23 protein-coding genes and 1 riboswitch are annotated in these 19,402 nt (G+C 67.7%); of the genes, 7 read left to right on the top strand and 16 right to left on the bottom strand.

Translation table 11 applies throughout. The annotated features are described in order from the left end of the window. Positions 1–71 precede the first annotated feature (71 nt). The gene (locus TSH20_RS15910; protein WP_109075658.1) at positions 72–836 is read left to right on the top strand and encodes a class I SAM-dependent methyltransferase; all 765 of its coding nucleotides are present in this window, start codon (positions 72–74) and stop codon (positions 834–836) included. Here TSH20_RS15910 and TSH20_RS15905 read toward each other — a convergent pair. After that, complete coding sequence (locus TSH20_RS15905; protein WP_109075657.1) at positions 833–2,014, bottom strand: MFS transporter; 1,182 nt, start codon at positions 2,012–2,014, stop codon at positions 833–835. The genes TSH20_RS15910 and TSH20_RS15905 overlap by 4 nt on opposite strands. A gap of 130 nt (positions 2,015–2,144) precedes the next feature. On the opposite strand from TSH20_RS15905, the gene TSH20_RS15900 reads away from it, so the two are divergent. Beyond that, positions 2,145–3,047: a LysR substrate-binding domain-containing protein gene (locus TSH20_RS15900; RefSeq protein WP_109075656.1), complete on the top strand. Its 903-nt coding sequence runs from the start codon at positions 2,145–2,147 to the stop codon at positions 3,045–3,047. Positions 3,048–3,118: 71 nt separating this feature from the next. Here TSH20_RS15900 and TSH20_RS15895 read toward each other — a convergent pair whose 3' ends face one another. The 3 genes from TSH20_RS15895 to TSH20_RS15885 form a co-directional block, all read right to left on the bottom strand. Then, entirely contained in the window at positions 3,119–3,613 is a 495-nt protein-coding gene (locus TSH20_RS15895; protein ID WP_109075655.1) for a single-stranded DNA-binding protein, read from the bottom strand. Between the two features lie 351 nt (positions 3,614–3,964). After that, positions 3,965–4,393 (bottom strand): response regulator, encoded by a 429-nt coding sequence (locus TSH20_RS15890; protein WP_109075654.1) that lies wholly within the window; start codon positions 4,391–4,393, stop codon positions 3,965–3,967. A gap of 206 nt (positions 4,394–4,599) precedes the next feature. Next, entirely contained in the window at positions 4,600–5,394 is a 795-nt protein-coding gene (locus TSH20_RS15885; protein WP_109075653.1) for a hypothetical protein, read from the bottom strand. 269 nt (positions 5,395–5,663) lie between these two features. Here TSH20_RS15885 and TSH20_RS15880 point away from each other — a divergent pair, with 269 nt between their 5' ends. Further along, positions 5,664–7,328: a hypothetical protein gene (locus TSH20_RS15880; protein ID WP_247871358.1), complete on the top strand. Its 1,665-nt coding sequence runs from the start codon at positions 5,664–5,666 to the stop codon at positions 7,326–7,328. 75 nt (positions 7,329–7,403) lie between these two features. Here TSH20_RS15880 and TSH20_RS15875 read toward each other — a convergent pair whose 3' ends face one another. The 3 genes from TSH20_RS15875 to TSH20_RS15865 form a co-directional block, all read right to left on the bottom strand. After that, positions 7,404–7,958, bottom strand: coding sequence for a hypothetical protein (locus tag TSH20_RS15875; RefSeq protein ID WP_109075652.1), 555 nt, complete (start codon positions 7,956–7,958; stop codon positions 7,404–7,406). After that, positions 7,955–8,557, bottom strand: coding sequence for a hypothetical protein (locus TSH20_RS15870; protein WP_109075651.1), 603 nt, complete (start codon positions 8,555–8,557; stop codon positions 7,955–7,957). Before TSH20_RS15870 ends, TSH20_RS15875 begins: the two co-directional genes overlap by 4 nt. A 163-nt stretch (positions 8,558–8,720) precedes the next feature. After that, positions 8,721–9,893: an acetoin utilization protein AcuC gene (locus TSH20_RS15865; RefSeq protein ID WP_109075650.1), complete on the bottom strand. Its 1,173-nt coding sequence runs from the start codon at positions 9,891–9,893 to the stop codon at positions 8,721–8,723. Between the two features lie 102 nt (positions 9,894–9,995). Next, a riboswitch (TPP riboswitch) is annotated at positions 9,996–10,102 on the top strand. Between the two features lie 35 nt (positions 10,103–10,137). Between TSH20_RS15865 and TSH20_RS15860 the strand changes: the two genes are divergently transcribed. From TSH20_RS15860 to TSH20_RS15845, 4 genes are all read left to right on the top strand, one after another. Then, on the top strand, positions 10,138–10,869 hold the full coding sequence (locus tag TSH20_RS15860; protein WP_247871359.1) for an ABC transporter ATP-binding protein: 732 nt from the start codon (positions 10,138–10,140) through the stop codon (positions 10,867–10,869). Next, entirely contained in the window at positions 10,866–11,633 is a 768-nt protein-coding gene (locus TSH20_RS15855) for an ABC transporter permease (protein ID WP_109075648.1), read from the top strand. The genes TSH20_RS15860 and TSH20_RS15855 overlap by 4 nt, the downstream gene beginning before the upstream one ends. Before the next feature lie 47 nt (positions 11,634–11,680). Then, positions 11,681–12,622: an ABC transporter substrate-binding protein gene (locus TSH20_RS15850; RefSeq protein ID WP_109075719.1), complete on the top strand. Its 942-nt coding sequence runs from the start codon at positions 11,681–11,683 to the stop codon at positions 12,620–12,622. A gap of 122 nt (positions 12,623–12,744) precedes the next feature. Beyond that, complete coding sequence (locus tag TSH20_RS15845) at positions 12,745–13,572, top strand: universal stress protein (RefSeq protein ID WP_109075647.1); 828 nt, start codon at positions 12,745–12,747, stop codon at positions 13,570–13,572. A gap of 179 nt (positions 13,573–13,751) precedes the next feature. Here the strand turns inward: TSH20_RS15845 and TSH20_RS15840 are convergent, their stop codons facing one another. The 9 genes from TSH20_RS15840 to TSH20_RS15800 all read right to left on the bottom strand — a co-directional run. Beyond that, positions 13,752–14,564 carry an inositol monophosphatase family protein gene (locus TSH20_RS15840; protein WP_109075646.1) on the bottom strand — a complete coding sequence of 271 codons (813 nt, stop codon included), beginning with the start codon at positions 14,562–14,564 and terminating at the stop codon, positions 13,752–13,754. Between the two features lie 37 nt (positions 14,565–14,601). Further along, positions 14,602–15,213 (bottom strand): hypothetical protein, encoded by a 612-nt coding sequence (locus tag TSH20_RS36155; protein WP_109075645.1) that lies wholly within the window; start codon positions 15,211–15,213, stop codon positions 14,602–14,604. 84 nt (positions 15,214–15,297) lie between these two features. Then, positions 15,298–15,606, bottom strand: a complete 309-nt coding sequence (locus TSH20_RS15830) for a hypothetical protein (protein WP_109075644.1) — start codon at positions 15,604–15,606, stop codon at positions 15,298–15,300. Between the two features lie 164 nt (positions 15,607–15,770). Continuing rightward, a complete protein-coding gene (gene hflX / locus TSH20_RS15825) occupies positions 15,771–17,024 on the bottom strand; it encodes a GTPase HflX (RefSeq protein ID WP_247871360.1) in 1,254 nt (417 codons plus the stop codon). Between the two features lie 91 nt (positions 17,025–17,115). Then, positions 17,116–17,364: an RNA chaperone Hfq gene (hfq, locus tag TSH20_RS15820; protein WP_012974114.1), complete on the bottom strand. Its 249-nt coding sequence runs from the start codon at positions 17,362–17,364 to the stop codon at positions 17,116–17,118. A gap of 61 nt (positions 17,365–17,425) precedes the next feature. Continuing rightward, on the bottom strand, positions 17,426–18,154 hold the full coding sequence (locus tag TSH20_RS15815) for an HAD hydrolase-like protein (RefSeq protein ID WP_109075643.1): 729 nt from the start codon (positions 18,152–18,154) through the stop codon (positions 17,426–17,428). A 40-nt stretch (positions 18,155–18,194) separates the two neighbouring features. Next, the gene (locus tag TSH20_RS15810) at positions 18,195–18,602 is read right to left on the bottom strand and encodes a type II toxin-antitoxin system VapC family toxin (RefSeq protein ID WP_109075642.1); all 408 of its coding nucleotides are present in this window, start codon (positions 18,600–18,602) and stop codon (positions 18,195–18,197) included. A 7-nt stretch (positions 18,603–18,609) separates the two neighbouring features. Continuing rightward, positions 18,610–18,879 carry a type II toxin-antitoxin system Phd/YefM family antitoxin gene (locus TSH20_RS15805; protein ID WP_109075641.1) on the bottom strand — a complete coding sequence of 90 codons (270 nt, stop codon included), beginning with the start codon at positions 18,877–18,879 and terminating at the stop codon, positions 18,610–18,612. 61 nt (positions 18,880–18,940) lie between these two features. Next, positions 18,941–19,402: helix-turn-helix domain-containing protein (locus tag TSH20_RS15800; RefSeq protein ID WP_146207482.1), on the bottom strand; the 462-nt coding region annotated here is incomplete at its 5' end.

Raw genomic sequence — 19,402 nt, 5'->3', positions numbered from 1 at the left:
ACCCGCCTTGTACCCGGTTGAAATCGGCGCGACGCTTGCCCCATCAGCCACCCCGTCACAAGGAAGCCCCCATGACCCAAAGCCACCATGGCGTCATCGCCGAGAATTACGGCCCGCGCGCCGACGCCTATGTCTCCAGCGCCGTCCATGCCGGCGGTGCCGACCTCGAGCAGATCGAACAGGCTCTGCGCGGCCGATCCGACGCGCGGGTGCTGGATCTGGGCTGCGGTGGTGGCCATGTCAGCTACCGCGCCGCGCCGCATGTGGCGGAGGTAACGGCCGTCGACCTGACGCCGGAGATGCTGGAGGCGGTGACCCGTACCGCGGCGGAGCGCGGCCTGACCAACATCGCCACCCGGCAGGCCGCGGCCGAGCGGCTGCCTTTCGATGACGGCCGGTTCGACGTGGTGCTCTGCCGCTTCACCGCCCACCATTGGCGTGATTTCGAGGCGGGCCTGCGCGAGGCGCGGCGGGTGCTGGCGCCCGGCGGCACCGCGATCTTCATCGACTGCATCGCCCCGGCTGCCGCCGTGCTGGACACCCACCTGCAGGTGGTGGAGGTGCTGCGCGACCCCTCCCACGTCCGCAACTATACGGCGGCGGAATGGATGGCGGCCCTGGCTCGGGCGGGCTTCGCCGTCCGGTCGCTGACCCCGCGTCGCCTGCGCATGGAGTTCCCGGTCTGGACCGCCCGCACCCGCACGCCCGACCTCCATGCCCAGGCCATCCGTTCGCTCCAGCGCAGCGCGGCGGCCGAAGTCCACAACCGTTTCGACATCACCGACGACGGCAGCTTCCTGCTCGACACGCTGACGCTGGAGGTCGATGCGGTTTAGCAAGCCGCCGGAACGGCCTGTTCCCGCCGGTCGAGGGCACCGCTCGCCAGCGTCAGGACCAGACCACCCAGCACGAACAGTCCGCCGACCCAAGGCGTGGCGCCGAGACCGAGCGGGGAGGACACCACCTGCCCGCCGAAGAAGGCGCCCGCCGCGATGCCCAGGTTGAAGGCGGCGATGTTCAGCGCCGACGCCACGTCGACCGCCCCCGGCGCATGGCGCTGCGCCAGTTGGACGACATAGAGCTGCAGCCCCGGAACATTGGCAAAGGCCAACGCCCCCATGCCCGCCAGCGTGACCAGCGCGGGGATCTTGGAATCCGCCGTGAAGGTGAAGACGATCAGAACCAGTGCCTGCAGGGCGAACAGCCAGGCCAGTGCCCGCACCGGCCTACGGTTGGCCAGCTTGCCGCCGACGAGGTTGCCGACCGCGATGGCGGCACCATAAAGAACCAGCACAAGGCTGACGGTGGCGCTGGAGAATCCGGTGATCGTCTCCAGGATTGGCGCCAGGAAGGTGAAGGCGACGAAGGTGCCGCCATAGCCCAGCGCGGTGATCGCGAAGGCCAGCAGAAGGCGCGGCTTTGCCAGCACGCCGACCTGCACCCCCAAGCCGGCAGCCGGCGGCTGGCTGAGCCGTGCCGGAACCAGCGCCGCGACGCCCACCCCGCCAATGACGCCCAGCGCCGACACCGCCAGGAAGGTGGCGCGCCAGCCGAAGGTCTGGCCGATCCAGGTACCGAGCGGAACGCCGGTGACGATGGCGATGGTCAGGCCGGAGAACATCATGGCGATCGCGGAGGCACGCTTGTCCTCCGGTACCAGATCGGCGGCAATGGTCGACCCGACCGAGAAGAAGACGCCGTGGGCAAAAGCGCTCAGCACCCGCGCCACCAGCAGCGTTTCGTAATTCGGGCTGACACCGGCCAGCAGGTTGCCGGCGACGAACACCCCCATCAGCCCGAGCAGCAGCGGCTTGCGCGGCACACGGCCGGTCAGCGCGGTCAGCACCGGCGCCCCGAAGGTGACGCCCAGCGCATAGACGCTGACCACCATGCCGGCCAGCGGCAGGCTGACATCCAGGTCGTTCGCCACGGTAGGAAGCAATCCGACGACGACGAACTCGGTCGTCCCGATCGCATAGGCGCTGATCGCCAGCGCCAGCAGTGCGAGAGGCATTTCAAAACTCTCCATTCCAGGAATGACTGTGCTGGGAAGACGATGTGCGCCATAAGGTCGGGAACGGGAATGCCCACCGCATTCCCATGATTTTGTCATTCAGAGACAAGGTGAGAGCGGAGATGCCGGCATGAGCGATCCACGCGCCTGGGAAATGCGGGTGTTCCTGCGGGTTGCCGCCCGCGGCAGCTTCAGCGCCGCCGGCCGGGATGTCGGGATGACGCCATCATCCACGGCGAAGTTGATCGGGCGGCTGGAAGAACGGCTGGGCGTGCGGCTGGTCGAACGCTCCACCCGCAAGCTGCGGCTGACGGCCGAAGGGGAACTCTACCGCGAAAGGGCGGACGCGCTGCTGGGGGAGATGGACGCGCTCGACGCGGAAATCGCCGGCGGGGCCCGCGCGCCGACCGGTCTGATCCGCGCCAATGCCTCGGTCCCGTTCGGCCAGCATTGCCTGCTGCCGCTGCTGCCGGAATTCCTGCGCGACCATCCCGGCATTACGCTGGACGTGACGATGACCGACGAGGTGGTCGACCTCTATGCCGCCCGCGTCGATGTCGCCTTCCGCGCCGGACCGTTGAGCGATTCGGCACTGCTGGCCCAGCGGCTGGGCGTCGTCCGGCGCCGGATCGTCGCCTCGCCCGCCTATCTGGAACGCAAGGGCGTGCCGATGTCCGCTGCCGACCTTGAGACGCATGACTGCCTGGGCTTCAACTTCCGCCGCGCCGCCGCGGTCTGGCCGCTGAAATCCGGCGGCCGTCTGATCGACCGCGAGGTGCCGACCTGCATCCTGGCAAACAATGGCGAGACGGTGCGCCATATGGCACTGCTCGGCCTCGGGCTGGCGCGGCTGGCCGATTATCACGTCCGCGCCGATCTGCGCGAGGGCCGGCTGGTGGCGGTTCTGGACGACGCGCTGGTCGACACCGAGGAAATCCACGCCGTCTACACCGGCCGCGACCGTGCGCCGCGTCGCGTCCGCGCCTTCCTGGACCACATGGCGCCGCGATTGCGGGCGATGCTCGCGGATTGATGGGCCCGAAAAAGAAATCGGCCGGATGACGGGCATCCGGCCGATGGATCCTACCGCTGTGGCGTGGCGCCTCAGAACGGGATTTCGTCGTCGAGATCCTCGTGACGGGGCGGAGCACCGCCGCCGCTGCGACCGCCGCCCGACGAGCCGCCGCCGTAGTTGCCGCCGCCACCACCATAGCCGCTGCCGCCACCGCTGCCGCCGCCACGCGATTCGTAGCCGCCGCCACCGCCGCCGAAGTTGCCGCCGCCCTCTTCACGGGCACCGCCGGTGAAGTCGATCTCGGCCACGCGGACCGACAGGCCGGCGCCGCGGGTGCCGTCGCGCTTCTCATACTCGCGCAGGGTCACCTCGCCCGACACGACGACGCTCTTGCCCTTGGTCAGGTGCGGAGCGAGCGACTCGGCGCGGCGGCCCCAGATCGAGCAATCGACCCACTGGGTCGTCTTGCGCTCGCCGAAGCCGACGTCGTTGGCGACGCGGAAGCCCAGCACCTTCTCGCCGCTCTGGGTCGTGCGCAATTCGCCGTCCGCGCCCAGGCGTCCCGTAAACGTCCAAACATTCATCGCTCGTTGCTCCTAAGCGCGAGTGTCCCAGCATCCATGCCGACCCGTCAGGATGCCCGGCGGAGGCATCCAGATGCCGAGGGTTCCCATTCGCAGGGCCGGCTGTTCAATGGCGACCATCCCCCCGGTCCCGCGCAACGAAGCACGAGGGACCGACGCCGGTCAACCGCCGTCGGACATGCCCCGGCGATGCCCGGACCGACGCACTCGCCCAGCCGCTCCGCACCAGAACACTCCAAGAACAAATATAGCAGAGCAGTGGGCACCGGAAAACCGATTCCTTCGCCGTAGCGCAGGATTCCTGCTGGCCAAAGCGGGACCACCGAAGTCGATATTCCAGGAAAGCCGGGTTCAACGAAGGCGGCGGGCGGCCAGATCCAGGGCGATCTTCAATTGGGCATGGGAAAACGGCTTGTGCACGACGCCGAGCGGATAGGTCTCGGTGATGCGGGCCATGGTGCCGTGGTCGCTGTTTCCCGACAGGAAGATGGACCGCAGGCCATGGTCCAGGTTCAGCCTCCGCGCCGTGGCGATGCCGTCCCCGCCGCCGAATCGCACATCGGTCAACGCCAGATCCGGCCGCTCACGTCCGGCCAGTGCCGCCGCCTCGACCTCCGTCCGCGCGACGCCGCAGACGGTGTGGCCCAGGTCCGCCACCAGGACGGACAATGCGTCGGAAACGGCGTCGTCATGTTCAAGCACCAGCACGCGAAGCGGCTGCCCGGGCGAACGGACGCGCTGGGACATATTCTGCTTGGCGATGGAGTCGATCCTGAGCATGTGACCGACCTCGGGCGTTCCCAGTGTTGCGGAATAAGCGGCGAATTTTGGTAAATTTTTCTTTACTGATAGGCCGTTTGTACTAGAACCAACCCGAATTTGCAAGCTCTATCGTTCAGATCCTGACCTTTTGCGCACCGATGTGCACGAGAGTCATCGACCCGAGTCGCGACCCGGCCAATAAGTCTCCAGCCATCGAAAAAGGGTCAACGCCCTGCCGGACCGAGCCAGTCGATACCGCCCGGGGTGCGCTGCCCTCCGCCGCTTGCACGCACCGTCGCGGCGCGCGAAGGCGGCGGCGGCGGCGCCGGTTCACCAGCCAGCCAGGATGCGTGTCGCTCTGACACAGGCGCCTCTGGCTTGGCCTCCTCTGCCACAGGGACCTCGGGCTTTGCTCGCGTCCGGGCGCCCGCCGGTGCAGTCAGGAAGGGCTCCGGGACCGGTACGGGCGAAAGAGGCTCCGGCGGGTGCGGTGCGGCCAGCGCCTGCTGCCCCGCGCGAGCCGGCGGGCTGGTCGGACGCGGCGGCTGCGAATCGAGCGGAACCGGGGCCGGATCCACGTCCATCCCCCCGTCGGCGCTGTCCGATCGGTGGTCGGCATGATCGTCCCAAACGGTTGCAGCCGGCTGTCGCAGGCGCGGCGCATCGGCGGCGCCCAGCCAGGACGGGCGTTCGTCGTCCGCCAGCGGTCCGGTCTGGGTGTTGAGATGCCGCGCCTGCTCGCGAATATCCAACAGGGTGGTGACCGCCAACTGCAGCAGCGGGGCCAGAACCATGGGGTCGGCCATTTCCGCCGCGCTCAGCGCGGCGAAGCGGTCGCGCACGATTTCGACCGCGTGTTCCACGCCGTCGCGCAGGGCGCCGGCCTCATGCGCCAGCCGCTCCAAATCCTCGCGCAGGGCGGAGATTTCGCATGCCTGCCGCAACTCGTGGAAGCCGATACCCGCTCCCAGGAGAGGCGCGGATCGCCGGTCCCGTGATGAACCAAAATCGTGAGGCATCGTGGCCTTACCCCGGTTCCAATCCCAGCCCGATGAAGGCGCCCGGCCGGCATGATGCGACGGTGCCCCCGTATGGCAACCCGCGCAACCGACGGCCGGTTCCAAAAGCCGACATGATGGCGCGAACTGCCGGAACCTCGGCGAAGTTGCACCAGTCACGGCCCGCCCCTGATCGGGCAACGATGTTTAGCGCCGTTGATGTCGTTTGGAAACCGTTTGCGCGTGATGGCCGCTTGTACTATTTTTTCGGCCCCAGGGGAATGGAATCCTTGCGATCCAACATCCAGGCGCTTCCCCGCCGCCATTTCATCTTGCCGGAATCCCATACGGTGTCGATCGACCGCTCGGAACTTGAACGGCTCCTTGCCGATCGCCCGGCAGGCAACCGCAGCGCCATGCAGGCGGTGCGCGAGAGCTACGCCGACATCGGGCTGATGCGTGAACGCGGCCTGTCCTGGGCCGAGATCTCCGATCTGCTGGCGAAGCTGGGCGTGACCGCCCGCGACAACCAGCCGATTTCGCCCGTCACCCTGCGCTCCGCCTTCTTCCTTGTCGGGAACGAGGGGCGCGGCGAGGCTGCCGACGACCATGCCGGCGCCTCCGTTATGCCGGCGGAGACGCTGGCTGCCGTCCACGAAGCCGCGCTGTCCGCCGGTTTGAACGACGCGGAGGAGGACGAAGCAGCCGACTCCGATGCGGAAGCTGTGGACGAGGCGCCGGTGTCGGCTTCCGAACCGGAACCTGTGGCGGAGGCTGCAGAGGAAGCGGTTCAGGACGCCGTCGCGGATACCGTGGCGGTGGATGAACCGGTAATGGAAGAGCCCGAGCCGGCTGGATCAGAGCCCGACGTCGCCGCATCTGCACCGCAGGCGGACGAGACCGAACCCGCCTCCCCCGCACCGGAGGACCTGCTCGCCCCGGCGATCCCGATTGCCGAGGATGGGCCGGCGGAGGAAGGCAGCGCCGACGACAGCGCGACGCAAGACGCCTCTTCCGACTCCAAGATCTCCAGGCCGGAACCACAGCCGGCCTCCAACCAGACCCCCGCGGCGGCTGCGCGGGACACCGGTTCGCCGGCGTCTCCGCCTGTGCCTCCCACGACGACCCAAGACGAATCAACGAACGCATACTGGAAAGGCGATCGCATGCTGGGCACGATCTTCGTCCTCAATGACCGCGGCGGCGTCGGCAAGACGCTGCTGTCCCATCACCTGATGGCGACTGCCATGCTGGAAGGCCTGCAACTGAAGGTCGTCGAGTACGAGGTGAACGAGCGTCTCGCCCGCCTGTTCGGCCCGGACGTGGTCGAACATCGCCGCATCACCCAGGACTTCATGAACATGATGGGGTCGGGCGACGGCTTCTACGAGTTCTGGGATCTGATCGGTCCGGAACTGCAGCGCGGCGGCCGTCTGTACGACTTCGGCGGCAACATCTCGCAGTGGTTCTTCAACTGGGCCGAGGTGTCGGGCTTCGACTATTACGTCGGCGACGGCGAACGGCTGACCTTCATGGTTCCGGTGACCGTCGACCTCGCCTCGCTCTCCACCGGCATGACGACGCTGGAGCGGGTGGCGACCATCGCCCCGAAGGCCAAGCGCGTCCTCGTCGAAAACGGCTTCTCCGGCCCCTTCTCGCAGCTTGAGGACAGCCAGTACGCCCGCCGCAAGGCCGAGATGGTGGAGCGCGAGGGCCTGCAGGTCATCTCCATGCAGCCCTGCACCGCTCCGGCCTGGGCGCGCCTGACCGGCCACCGGCTGGATCAGGTTGCGACGATGACCCGCGAGGATCTGGTGAAGCTGGGCATGACCCCGCCGGTCGCCTCCCGCTCGCTGATCATCATCCACGAATGGCTGCGCAACATGCGTCAGGCGCTGTCGCCCTACCTGCACGACGCCTTCCGCCAGACCCCGGCCACCGCCAAGGCGCGCTGAGGCTGGCCCGACAGGTCAGGTTGTTCTTGTTTCCGGAAGCCCTTCTCCCACCCAGGGAGAAGGGCTTTTCCGTCTCTACGCCGCGCTGCGGGCGGCACTGGGGCTGTAGAGGTCTTCCTTGACCGGTGCCACCGACCGCACCTGATAGCCGGGACGTGCGCTGAACCGGCGGTTGGCGCGTTCGGCCGCCTCGCGGTCTGATTCCGCCCACACCAGATAATTGCGCCCGCGTGCCCATTCAACCGCCAGCGGGTGGGTGGCGTCGATCTCGCCGATCTGCTGGTTCACCACGGTCACCAGCCATTCCTTGTCGCCGGGATTGCGCCGGTCGGTCAGCACCAGGATCTGCGGGCGGCGCTTTGACTGCGCTTCGGTCAGTCGCTGCTGCACCTCGACCTGCTTCTTGCGCAGTTCCACGATGTCCCGCGTCAGCTCCTCGATCTCGGCATGGAGGTTTTCCTCCTCGCGGTGCAGGCGGTGGATGGTGGCGTCCAGCTTGTCCAGCCTGTTGCGCACGCCGCGCACGCGCTGGCGCGCCTGCGACACCCGCTGTTCCACGGTCATCAGCACATTGCCGAGCCAGGCGCCGATCGCGACGATCGCCAGGACGATGATGAAGTTGATCATCATGTCGCGGCACCGGCCTTGGCGCGAGCGGTGGCGGGCGGCACCGGCACGCCCCCCTTGCCGCCGGTCCTCGCGTCCCCCCGCATGAAGGTCTTCTGGAACCCCAGCTTGAAGGGGAAGGCGACGTCGCACATCTGCTTCGCCTCGTCGAAACTGGAGGCCCAGACCTCCGCCACGTTGGCGCAGCGCCAGATCGGGTTCACGGGCCCGCGGTCGCCGGCGGCCCTTGCGGCGGCCGACGCCTTTTCCTGGGTGACGGTGGCGACGAACTTCATCAGGCCGGCCTGCGGGTCACCGACCTCATGCACGAACATCGGCGGCTGCTCGGCCAGCTCGCGGATCTGCTTTTCCGCCTTGCGGATGTCGCTTTCCAGCCGGTTGCGGTCGGATGACTGGCTGTTGCGGCGCTGAACCAGCTGGTTGACCCGGTTCTGAAGCTCCTGCGATTCCGCATGCAGCACATAGACGCGGTTCTCGATCTGCTCCAGACCGCTGCTCTTTTCCATGATGTTCGGCAGGAAATCCTTCAGCATCATGGCGACCGGGACAGCGGCCAGCATGATGATGACGATGGCGATCAGGAACAGGGTCGTGTTCGACATCCGCCCGCCCGTTCTCCTACCAAAGCCCGGCCCAAGGCCGGATCATCCGACGCGGAAGCTGCACCGGCGCAGTGGAATGAGGATCACCGAACAATCCAGGTCCGTCAACGAATCGTCACGGCTTGGTTCGAAATTCGACCCAAATGAAACGATTTGCTGCGGTTCAGGACAGCGCCATCTCCGCCACCCGTTTCACCGTGTCGCGCACCGGGCCCGGCCGGCGTTCGTCGCCCAGCGTGGTGAACCAGTGTTCCGGCGGATTGCGGCCGGCGGCGCGGCTCCAGGTCAGGGCGCGCAACACCGCCTCCGCCTCCGCCGTCGGCTTGATCGCGGGGTCGATGCCGTTCATCACCGCCCAGATCCCTGCCCAGCAGCGCCCGACCGACCAGGGGTTATAGCCGCCGCCGCCCACCACCAGCACCCGCGGCGCCAGCGGCAGCAGGGCCGCCACCGCATCCCACAGCGCGCGGTTGGACAGCTCCAGCCGGCTCAGCGGGTCTTCGGCCAGCGCGTCGGCGCCGGTCTGGATCACCATTGCCTGCGGACGGAAGGCACGGGCCAGCGGCAGCACCGCCGCCTCCATCACATGCTCCATCTCGCTGTCGTTGAAGCCCGGCGGCACCGGCAGGTTGCGGGCCATGCCGCCAGCGCGATCCTCCGCCTTGCCGGTGTAGGGCCAGCGACCATCCTCGTGGATGGAGATCGTCAGAACCCGATCGTCGTCGACGAAGGCCTCCTCCACCCCATCGCCATGGTGGGCGTCCAGATCGACGTAGAGCACCCTCTCCAGCCCATGGTCCAGCAGTTCCAGGATGCCCAGCACCGGCGCGTTGAAATAGCAGAAGCCGCTGGCCCGGTCGCGCCGCGCATGGTGGGTCCCCGCCGCCGGCGCATACACCAGACCGGCCGGCCGGTCGCCCAGGATCCGGGCTGCCTGCAGCGCCGATCCGCTGCTGTGGGCGGGCCGCCGGTACATCTCGGCGAAGATCGGGTTCTCCAGCTTGCCGAGATTGTGGCGGGCGGCGGTGGCTTCATCCACCCGCTGTTCCGCTTCCGCCCGCTTCAGCGCCGCGATGTAATCGGCGGTATGGAAGCGTGCCAGTTCCCGTTCGCTCGCCACATGGGTGTCGAGATAGACCTCGTCCGGCAGCCAGCCCATGGCGCGGCTGAGGTCGATGGCGGTCGAGACGCGCGGGATCGCCAGCGGATGTTTCGGCCCATAGGTCGAGCCGCGATAGATCTCGCCGCCGATGAACAGCGGGGTGCGAAAGGGCGTGGTCAGGGCTGGCACTCCATGATGCCCGCCAGAAACTAGGCGCGGCCACGCTCCGGTCAAGCGCCCGCTTCCACTGGCCGGCATCCACCTACCGGCTTCCACGGGCCGGAACTCCGATCCGGCAATGCTTGCGGTCGCGGATCGTCCGCGCCTATAGTCGCCGCCTTCACTGGGGGGAGCCGATGGGCGGCTGAGAGGTCCTGTTGCGGGACGACCCCTGGAACCTGATCCGGTTCATGCCGGCGTAGGGATCAGTGATGCGGGACCGCACCCACTCCTTTTCCGCCAGAACGACATGCTTGCGATGACGCCGCTTTCGGTGACGATCTCGCGCGCCCGGCTGACCTATGGCGGCACGCTGCTGTTCTCCGACCTGACGCTGGAGCTGCCGGCCGGCCGGACCACCTGCCTGCTGGGACCGAGCGGCGTCGGCAAGACCACCCTGCTGCGCATTCTTGCCGGGCTCGCCGAACCGGAACCGCCGACGCAAGTCGTTACCGGCGATGGAGAGCCGCTGGCCGGCCGCATCGCCTACATGGCGCAGCAGGACCTTCTGCTGCCCTGGCTGACCGTCCTCGACAATGTCCTGCTCGGCGACCGGCTGCGCCATCGCCGGCCCGGCCCGGCGCGGGTGGAGCAGGCCCGCGTATTGCTGGACCGCGTCGGTCTGGCGGGGCGGGAACGCGACCGCCCCGCCGCCCTGTCCGGCGGGCAACGGCAGCGGGTGGCGCTGGCCCGCACGCTGATGGAGGACAAGCCACTGGTCCTGATGGACGAGCCCTTCTCCGCGCTTGACGCCATCACCCGGCTGCGGCTGCAGGAGACGGCGGCGGAGACATTGGCCGGCCGCACCGTCCTGATGGTCACCCACGACCCGCTGGAGGCGCTGCGCATCGGCGACCGCCTGCATGTGATGACCGGCCGTCCCGCCGTGATGGGGCCGGCGCTGGAGCCGTCGGGCCCGGTGCCGCGCCGTGTCGACGATCCTGGCCTGCTGGCCCATCAGGCCGAGCTGCTGCGGAGGCTGGCGGAATGAAGGCGCTGCTGCGCGCCCTGGTCACCCTGCTGGTGCTGGTCGCCGGCTGGCAGGCGCTGGTCTGGGCCACCGGCCTGCCGCGTTACCTGCTGCCCAGCCCACTGGCGGTGGCCGACGCGATGCAGAGGCAGGCGCCCCTGTTGCTGACCCACGGCCTGACCACCCTGTCGGAGATCCTGATCGGGCTGGTGGCCGGCGTGGCGCTGGGCGGTGTCAGTGCCCTTCTGCTGGCGCGCTTCCGCACCGCGCGGCGCTGGCTGATGCCGCTGCTGCTGGTCAGTCAGGCGATTCCGGTCTTCGCCCTGGCGCCGCTGCTGGTCCTGTGGCTGGGCTACGGCATGGCCTCCAAAATCGCCATGGCGGTGCTGGTCATCTATTTCCCGGTGACGACCGCGCTGTTCGACGGGCTGCGGCGCACCGATCCCGGCTGGCTCGACCTTGCCCGCACCATGGGAGCCTCCCCCGCCGCCATCCTGTGGAGCATCCGCCTGCCGGCCGCCCTGCCCGCCTTCTGGTCCGGCGTGCGTGTCGCCGCCGCGGTGGCGCCGATCGGCGCGGTGATCGGCGAATGGGTGGGGTCGTCCTCCGGCCTCGGCTACCTCATGCTGCACGCCAACGCCCGCATGCAGATCGACCTTCTGTTCGCCGCCGTGCTGGTGCTGGGGCTGTTCGCGGTGACGCTGTACGCCGCCGTCGATGCGCTGGCCCGCCGCGCGCTGCCCTGGCAACCCGATACCCAACCTGCCGACGACGCCAACCCTTAAGCCGCCAACCCTCGAAGGGGGAGAGACACCCGATGAAGCACCTGCCGATGAAACACCTAATTGGCGCCGGCCTGATGGTCGCCAGCCTGATGACCTCGCTTCCGGCCCTGGCCCAGGACAAGCTGTCCGTGATGCTGGACTGGTTCGTCAATCCCGACCATGCCCCGCTGGTGGTGGCGCAGGAGAAGGGCTTCTTCAAGGATGCCGGGCTCGATGTGACGCTGACCGCCCCGGCCGACCCCAACGATCCGCCGAAGCTGGTCGCCGCCGGCGGCACCGACATCGCCGTCTCCTACCAGCCGCAGCTGATCCTGCAGGTGGACGAGGGGCTGCCGCTGGTCCGCATCGGCACGCTGGTGTCGACGCCGCTGAACTCCGTCGTTGTGCTGCGCGACGGGCCGGTGAAGACGCTGAAGGACCTGAAGGGCCGCAAGGTCGGCTACTCAATCGCCGGCTTCGAGGACGCCCTGCTCGGCGCCATGCTGGAGAAGCAGGGGCTGAGCCTGAAGGACGTCGAGCTGGTGAACGTCAACTTCTCGCTCTCGCCGTCGCTGCTGTCGGGACAGGTCGATGCCGTGATCGGCGCCTTCCGCAATTTCGAACTGAACCAGATGGAGATCGAGAAGCATCCCGGCCGCGCCTTCTACCCGGAGGAGGAGGGTGTCCCTCCCTATGACGAGCTGGTCCTGGTCGCCCACAAGGACAAGGCGAACGACCCGCGCTTCAAGCGCTTCCTGGCGGCGGTGGAACGGGCGACGCTCTACATTCTGAACCATCCGGAGGAGTCGCAGGCCGCCTTCGTCAAGGGCCGGCCGGAGCTGAACGACGAGCTGAACCGCCGCGCCTGGGCCGACACCCTGCCGCGCTTCTCCCACAGCCCGGCGGCGCTGGATGCCGAGCGCTACACCCGCTTCGCCGAGTTCCTGAAGGCGCGCGGCCTGATCAAGGCGGTGGCGCCGCTCGACCACTATGCGGTGGTGGTGAAGTAGCACCGTCCGCTTGCAGACATTGCCATTCGCCCCGGCGGAGCGTTATCTGACAGGAAAGCGCTCCGCCGGCCGACTGTCGAGCCGATGGCGGGCCAAAGCATAAGATTGGGAGACGCGAGGGCATGCCGATCAAGACCATCCTGCTGCACATGGCCAACGACGACGCCTACGCCAGCCGTCTGGCGGTGGCCGCTGCCCTGGCCAAGCGCTTCTCCGCCCATATCCAGGCTCTCTACATCGCCACCCCGGTGTCGATGCCGGCGGGCGCCACCGGCCGCGCCGCCTCCTATGGCTACATGGCGGAGGCCACCGCCATCGCCCACGAGAATGCCGAACGCATCGAGCGGGAGGTGCGTCAGGCGCTCGACGGCCTGTCCTTCGACTGGACGATCGAAGAGGGCGATCACGTCGAACTGCTGGCGGAGCGGGCGTCCTACGCCGATCTGGTCGTGGTGGCGCAGTCGGCCGCGGTGCGGGCCGGCGAACGGGTGTCGCTGCACCACATTCCCGACCGCCTGCCGCTGGAGACCCCCACCCCGGTGCTGGTTCTGCCGCCGAAGCAGCCGGCCGCGGCCCCGATCGGCCGCCATGTGCTGGTCGCCTGGAAGAACAGCCCGGAATCGGCCCGCGCCGTCCGCGCCGCCATGCCTTTCCTGGAAGCGGCGGATTCCGTCACCGTCCTGTCGGTCGAGCCGCCGGGCCAGCACAGCAACGATGCCGCCGATCTGGTCGACTGGCTGCACCGCCACGGCATCGCCGCCCGCCCGCAGTCGGTCATCGCGTCGGGTGGCGAGGTCGGCGACATGATCCTGTCCTGCTGCGGCGACCAGGGCGCCGACCTGCTGGTGATGGGCGCCTATGGCCATTCCCGTCTGCGCGAACTGGTGCTGGGCGGCGCGACCCGCACGGTGCTGGATGGGCTGACCTTGCCGGCACTGCTGACGCATTGAGGTGTTGCGGGGAGGATGGTTGCAGCGGATGCCCCCTCCCTATCCCTCCCCCTCTTCGAAGGAGAGGGGATTGAATGCTTGTCAGCCTGACGCACTGCAAAGGATAGGCGGAGTTCCCTCTCCCGCAAAGCGGGGGAGGGTTAGGGAGGGGGCAATCAGCACCTCCCTACCCAATCTACTCACCCAAAAAGCTGCCCGTGCAGCGCCTGCCAGCTGTCGCGGTCGGGCGCCAGCAGGATGCTCCCATTGAGCAGCCCAGGCCGATAGGGCGTGCCGTCGATCAGCGCCGAATAGCCGCCGGCCTCCGCATGCATCAGCACGCCGGCCGCATGATCCCACGGCATCAGCCGGTGATAGAGCGAGTAATGCGCCCGCCCATCCAGCAGCCGCAGATACTCCTGCGCGGCGCTCGACAGGCAGGCGCGCTCGCCCAGCCCGGCGCTGCGCTCCTCCAACTGCCGCCCCATCTCCTCCGCGCAGAACCGCGTGGACAGCGCGCCGACCATCTGCGGCAACGGCACGGCCGGCGCGACATGGACGCGGCTGCCGTTCAGCCGGGTGCCCTGCCCCTTTACCGCCGTCGCCATCCGGCCATCGACCGGATCGTGGATCCAGCCGGCAACCGTCTCGCCCTTCCAGGCAAGCGCCACGATCACCGCGAACATCGGCCGGCCTTGGGCGAAATTGATGGTGCCGTCGACCGGATCGATGATCCACACCGGATCGTCGCCATGGATGCGGTCGAGCACACGCTCGTCCTCCGACGCGGCCTCTTCGCCGATGACGCGACTGCCCGGCACCAGGGTGGACAGCGCCGGGGTCAAGGCCCGCTCCGCCGCCTCGTCCGCCAGCGTGACGAGGTCGGTCGGGCCAGTCTTCTGCCGGATGCCTGATGCGTCCAGCTTTTGGAAATACGGCATGATCTCCGTCCGTGCGACGGAGCGGATCAGGTCGGAAACCTGATCGATGTCGGGAAGCGGGAAACCCGTCATGGTCGGAAGGTTCCTGATGGCTTGAGGTGATGGCGGTTCAGCGCCTCGCCGCCGGCGTTTTGCCGGGCACGCTGTCCAGTTTCAACGTGGGATCGTCGCCCTTCGGGTCGGTCAGCAGAACCCTGCCGTCCAGCCCGCTGTCCTTCAGCGCCTTCGACAGCGCATCGAAGGTGGCGCGGTCGGCGGCGGCGGCTGCGGCTTCCTTGGCGGGATCGGGCGGTGGGGGCGGCACCGGGCCGCCCTGTGCCGGCTCACGCGGCGCTTTGGGGTCGGGCGGTGGAGGTGGCGGTGGGGTGCCCGCGGTTTCCTTCTCCGGTTCCGGAGGGGGGGGAGGCGGCGGTTGCCACAGGCGGAAGCAGTCGGTGAAGGCCTGCTGCTTGCAATCCTTCAACAGCTCCGCAGCGTCCGGCGCGACGACCAGCGGTTCGTCGGGCGCCAACGGCAAGGGCTTCGGCGGCGGGGGAAGCGGATCCTCAGGCGGCACCGCCGGCTCCTCGACATAGCCCGGCGGCAGAGGCATTCCGTACCGCACCGGTTCGGCCGCCACGGACTGGGCGACTGCCAGAAGCAGCGGCAGTGCCGGGATCAGCAGTGCCGGGAATAGGCGGCCGGCGCCGATCAGGACGGTACGGGAAGGGGAACGGAGCACGACAGGACCGCGGCAATGGCGTACGGTCCATTATGGCCCGCCATCGCCCCCGCCGTCATCCCTCAAGCATGTGTCAAATCACCGTCAGGCCGCGGCGCGGTGGTCGTGATGAGGATCGTGGCGGGTTCCGCCCGTGAAACCCCCATAGCCCCAGGCAGCCAGCTCACGGCAGATTGCTTCGATCTTCGCGGCCTCTTCGGCATTCGGCTCCCGCTGGGCGGCGGATTCGATCAGTCGCATCAGGGTCGCACGGCCTTCGGGGGTGCGCGAAAGCTCCTGCAACCGCAGCAGCGCCGCACCCGGCGGCAGCTTCTCCTGACGGGCGACGATAGCAACCTGATCGGCGAGGAAAGCCGTGATCGAAAAGCACGACGGATCGGTTTGCAACCGCATTGGCAGTCCTCCTGATGGGGGAGCGCACTGCTCCGTTCCCATAATCGGGCGCCAACGGGGAAATAACCACGCCGCATTCGTCGTAAGACCGGAGTGGGGTGCAACAGGTCATAGACCCGGTGTCGCACCCCCTTCCTTCGGCCAGGAGTACAGGCTCACGCCGCTTAAGGTTGCGGCTGGACCTGCTCGGTCGGCTGTTCGGCCGGCTGGAACCGCTTCTCGAACCGGGCGAGATCGACGGGGTCGATGGAGACCTGCAGATGCGCATGCTCCTCGTCGTCGCGCCGGTCCAGAACCTCGCTCCTGGCATAGAGCCAGGCGAGCGCCGCCCCATCGCCAAGGTCGACGGACAGGTCGACAACCTGCCGATTGACGTTCATCCGCTGGTCGAGCAGGCGATCAAGATCGTCGATCCCCTCACCGGACAGGGCGGAGACCGCCACCGCGCGCGGATTGCGCCCGGTCTGGGCCAGGACCGCCGCGCGGCTTTCCTCGTCCAGAGCGTCGATCTTGTTCAGCACCTCGATCACCCGGTCGTCCGTCTCCGGGTCGATGCCCATGTCGGACAGCACCTCATGGACGTCGGCTTTCTGGGCCTCGCTGTCGATGTGGGCGATGTCGCGGACATGCAGGATGATGTCGGCGGCGTCCACCTCTTCCAGCGTGGCGCGGAAGGCGGCGACGAGGCCGTGCGGCAGGTCGGAGATGAAGCCGACCGTGTCCGACAGGATCACCTTCCGCCCCGACGGCAGCGTCACCTGCCGCATGGTGGGGTCGAGCGTGGCGAACAGCAGGTTCTGGGCGAAGACGTCGGCGTTCGCCAACCGGTTGAACAGCGTCGATTTGCCGGCGTTGGTGTAGCCGACCAGCGCCACGACCGGGTACGGCACCTTGGCGCGCGCCTTGCGGTGCAGGCCGCGGGTGCGCCGCACCTCCTCCAGCTCCTTCTTGATCTTGATGATCCGGTCACCGATCAGGCGGCGGTCAAGCTCAAGCTGCGACTCACCGGGGCCGCCGAGGAAGCCGAAGCCGCCGCGCTGGCGTTCAAGGTGGGTCCAGGACCGCACCAGCCGGGATTTCTGGTAGGTCAGGGACGCCAGCTCGACCTGCAGCATGCCTTCCCGCGTCCGGGCGCGGGCGCCGAAGATCTCCAGGATCAGGCCGGTGCGATCGATGACCTTCGCCTTCAGCGCCCGTTCCAGGTTGCGCTGCTGGACCGGCGACAGGGCATGGTCGAGGATGACGAGCGTCGCCTCGGTCTCCTCCACCACCTGGGCCAGCTGCTCCACCGTGCCGGAGCCGAGCAGGGTCGATGGCTGCGGCCGGTTCACCTTGGCGCATTCGGCATGGACGACGTCCAGCTGAATGGCCTGGGCAAGACCGACCGCCTCCTCGAGCCGGGATTCGGGAGGGCGCATGTCCCCGTCCGCCTCGATGCGGAGGACAGGGTGGACCACGATGGCCCGCGCGGCGCCTTCAGGGGCCGCGCCGTTACCATTGGTCAAGGGATCAGACGCTTTCACCTTCCTTGGGCGGCTCGAAAAGTTGAATGGGATGGGCCGGCATGACCGTCGAGATTGCGTGCTTGTAGACGAGCTGGGAATGCGCGTCGCGCCGCAGAAGTACCGAGAAGTTGTCGAACCAAGTAATAATGCCCTGGAGTTTCACGCCGTTCACGAGAAAGACGGTTACGGGAGTCTTGTTCTTACGGACGTGATTGAGAAACACGTCCTGCACGTTTTGGCTTTTTTCAGACATTTTTCATGCCCCCTTCTTCAATGTTCTTGGGACCCCTTCTTCAGGTGGTCCGCTCCCCGTTTCACGGTGCAGGTATGGTGCGCGCAGGTACCGTCTCGACAGCCGTTTGCAGGGATATGGTATCACCATTGCCGTCCACCAAGCCATACAGGACGCTGTGCAGCGCCGTACAGTCGGTGTGGCGATGGGCGGGCGGAAAACGGTCGAAGCCGCTCCCCTCGCCCTGCCCTATTAGCACCGGAACGAGTCCGGCGCCATGGGCGCATTCCATGTCGATGTCGGCATCGCCGAGAAACCAGACATCAGAACCCGGCGCGATCCCCGCCGGTTCCAGCGCCATCCGCACCGGGGCGATGTGCGGCTTGTCGAACTTGGCATCCTGGGCGCCGACCAGCTTGCCGAAATAGCGGCTCCAGCCCAGCGCATCGGCCTCCGCCCGCAGGAACTTGCCGTTCTTGTTGGAGACGACGGCCTGATAGACGCCGCGCTCGTGGAAATGGCGCAGCAGCGTCTCCGCACCCGGCAGCGGCTTCAGCCCATCCAGATGGTGGGCGGCGAAATAGCCGTAGAACAGGTCGCGCGCTTCGGTCCAGCGCTCGCCGAAGATGCGGGGGAAGCTGTCGCGCAATGACGCCTTGATCCGCTCGCGCGCCTCCTCTGCGCTCCAGGGGGCGAGGCCAAAGGAGACCAGCGCATGGTTCAGCGCCTCGCGCACCGTGTCCCAGTTGCTGACCAGGGTGTTGTCCCAGTCATAGATGACGGCGCGCGGCAGGGTGATGGGGGCGGACAATGGGATGGCTCCGGTCAAAGTCGGAAGGGGCGGGCCTGGATCAGCAGGAGTGCACCCGAATGGTCCCCGATGTGGCTGCATACTCATGGATCAGCCTGTCCCGGGTCATGAGAGGAACGCCGAGTTCGCGGGCGGTGGCGATCAGCATCCGGTCGGCCGGATCGTTATGGAGCGGCTCCGGCAAGCTCGATGCCCCCAGCGCCGCCTCGAGTGACAGAGGTAGGCAGCGCAGCCCGGCCGCGGCGAGAAAACGCTGTATCCAGGCTGATGGCTCCAAATCCAACCGAATTCGGCCCTTGCGCACCAACTTGCCGATTTCCCAGGCCGAGACGGTCGAGATCAGGATCCCGCCGGCCGACCGTTCCTGCTCTATGCGCTCGCGTGCATCGGCAGAAAGCTCGATCCCGGCGTCAAGCCATAGGATCGCATGGGTGTCGAGAAGGATCATTCGGCGGTCACCGGTGAAGAATTCCGCTTTCGGCGTCGAAGGCGTCGTCGTCGAAGGTCGGCCGGGTCAAGTCATAGCCGCCGACCACCTGGACGGAACCGGAATGGGCGCCAAACAACGGCGACAACGTCCGATCGGGCGGGTTCAATTCAGCCACCGGGCGTCCGTGTCGGGTCACCACGATCTTGGCGACGCGGTGATCCTCCAGATCGTCGAACAGCGACAGGCATTTCGCCTTGAACTCGGTCACGCTGACCGTCACCACTGGCAATCCCATGGCAACCTCCAAAATGGTCAATTCAATATGACCACTTTAGCGCTCCCATACAAGCCACCCGTCACTCGATGAACATCTTCCCCTTTTCGCTGCCATGGACGCCCAACGACTTCAGCTTGCGGTGAAGGGCGGAGCGCTCCATGCCGACGAAGGACGCGGTGCGGGAGATGTTGCCGCCGAAGCGGGTGACCTGCGCCAGCAGATATTCGCGCTCGAACACCTCGCGGGCTTCGCGCAGCGGCAGGCCCATGATCTCGCCGCCCTTGTCCCATTTCAGCACGGTCGGCGTGATGGCGCCGATTTCCGGCGGCAGGGTGTCGGCGCGGATCGGCTCCTTCGGGTCGCCCTGGGCCATGATCAGCAGCCAGTCCACCACGTTGCGCAGCTGGCGCACATTGCCCGGCCAGTCATAGGCCTGGAGCGCCGCCATCGCGTCCTCGCCGAACTCACGGACCGGCAGGCCCGACGCCTCGGCGGAGCGCTGCATGAAATGGCGGGCCAGCACCGGGATGTCCTCCCGCCG

The organism is Azospirillum sp. TSH20 (assembly GCF_003115935.1).
In the GTDB taxonomy this organism is placed as follows: domain Bacteria; phylum Pseudomonadota; class Alphaproteobacteria; order Azospirillales; family Azospirillaceae; genus Azospirillum.
Note: the sequence above shows the minus strand (reverse complement) of the source record. Positions and strands in the feature narration are given on the sequence as shown.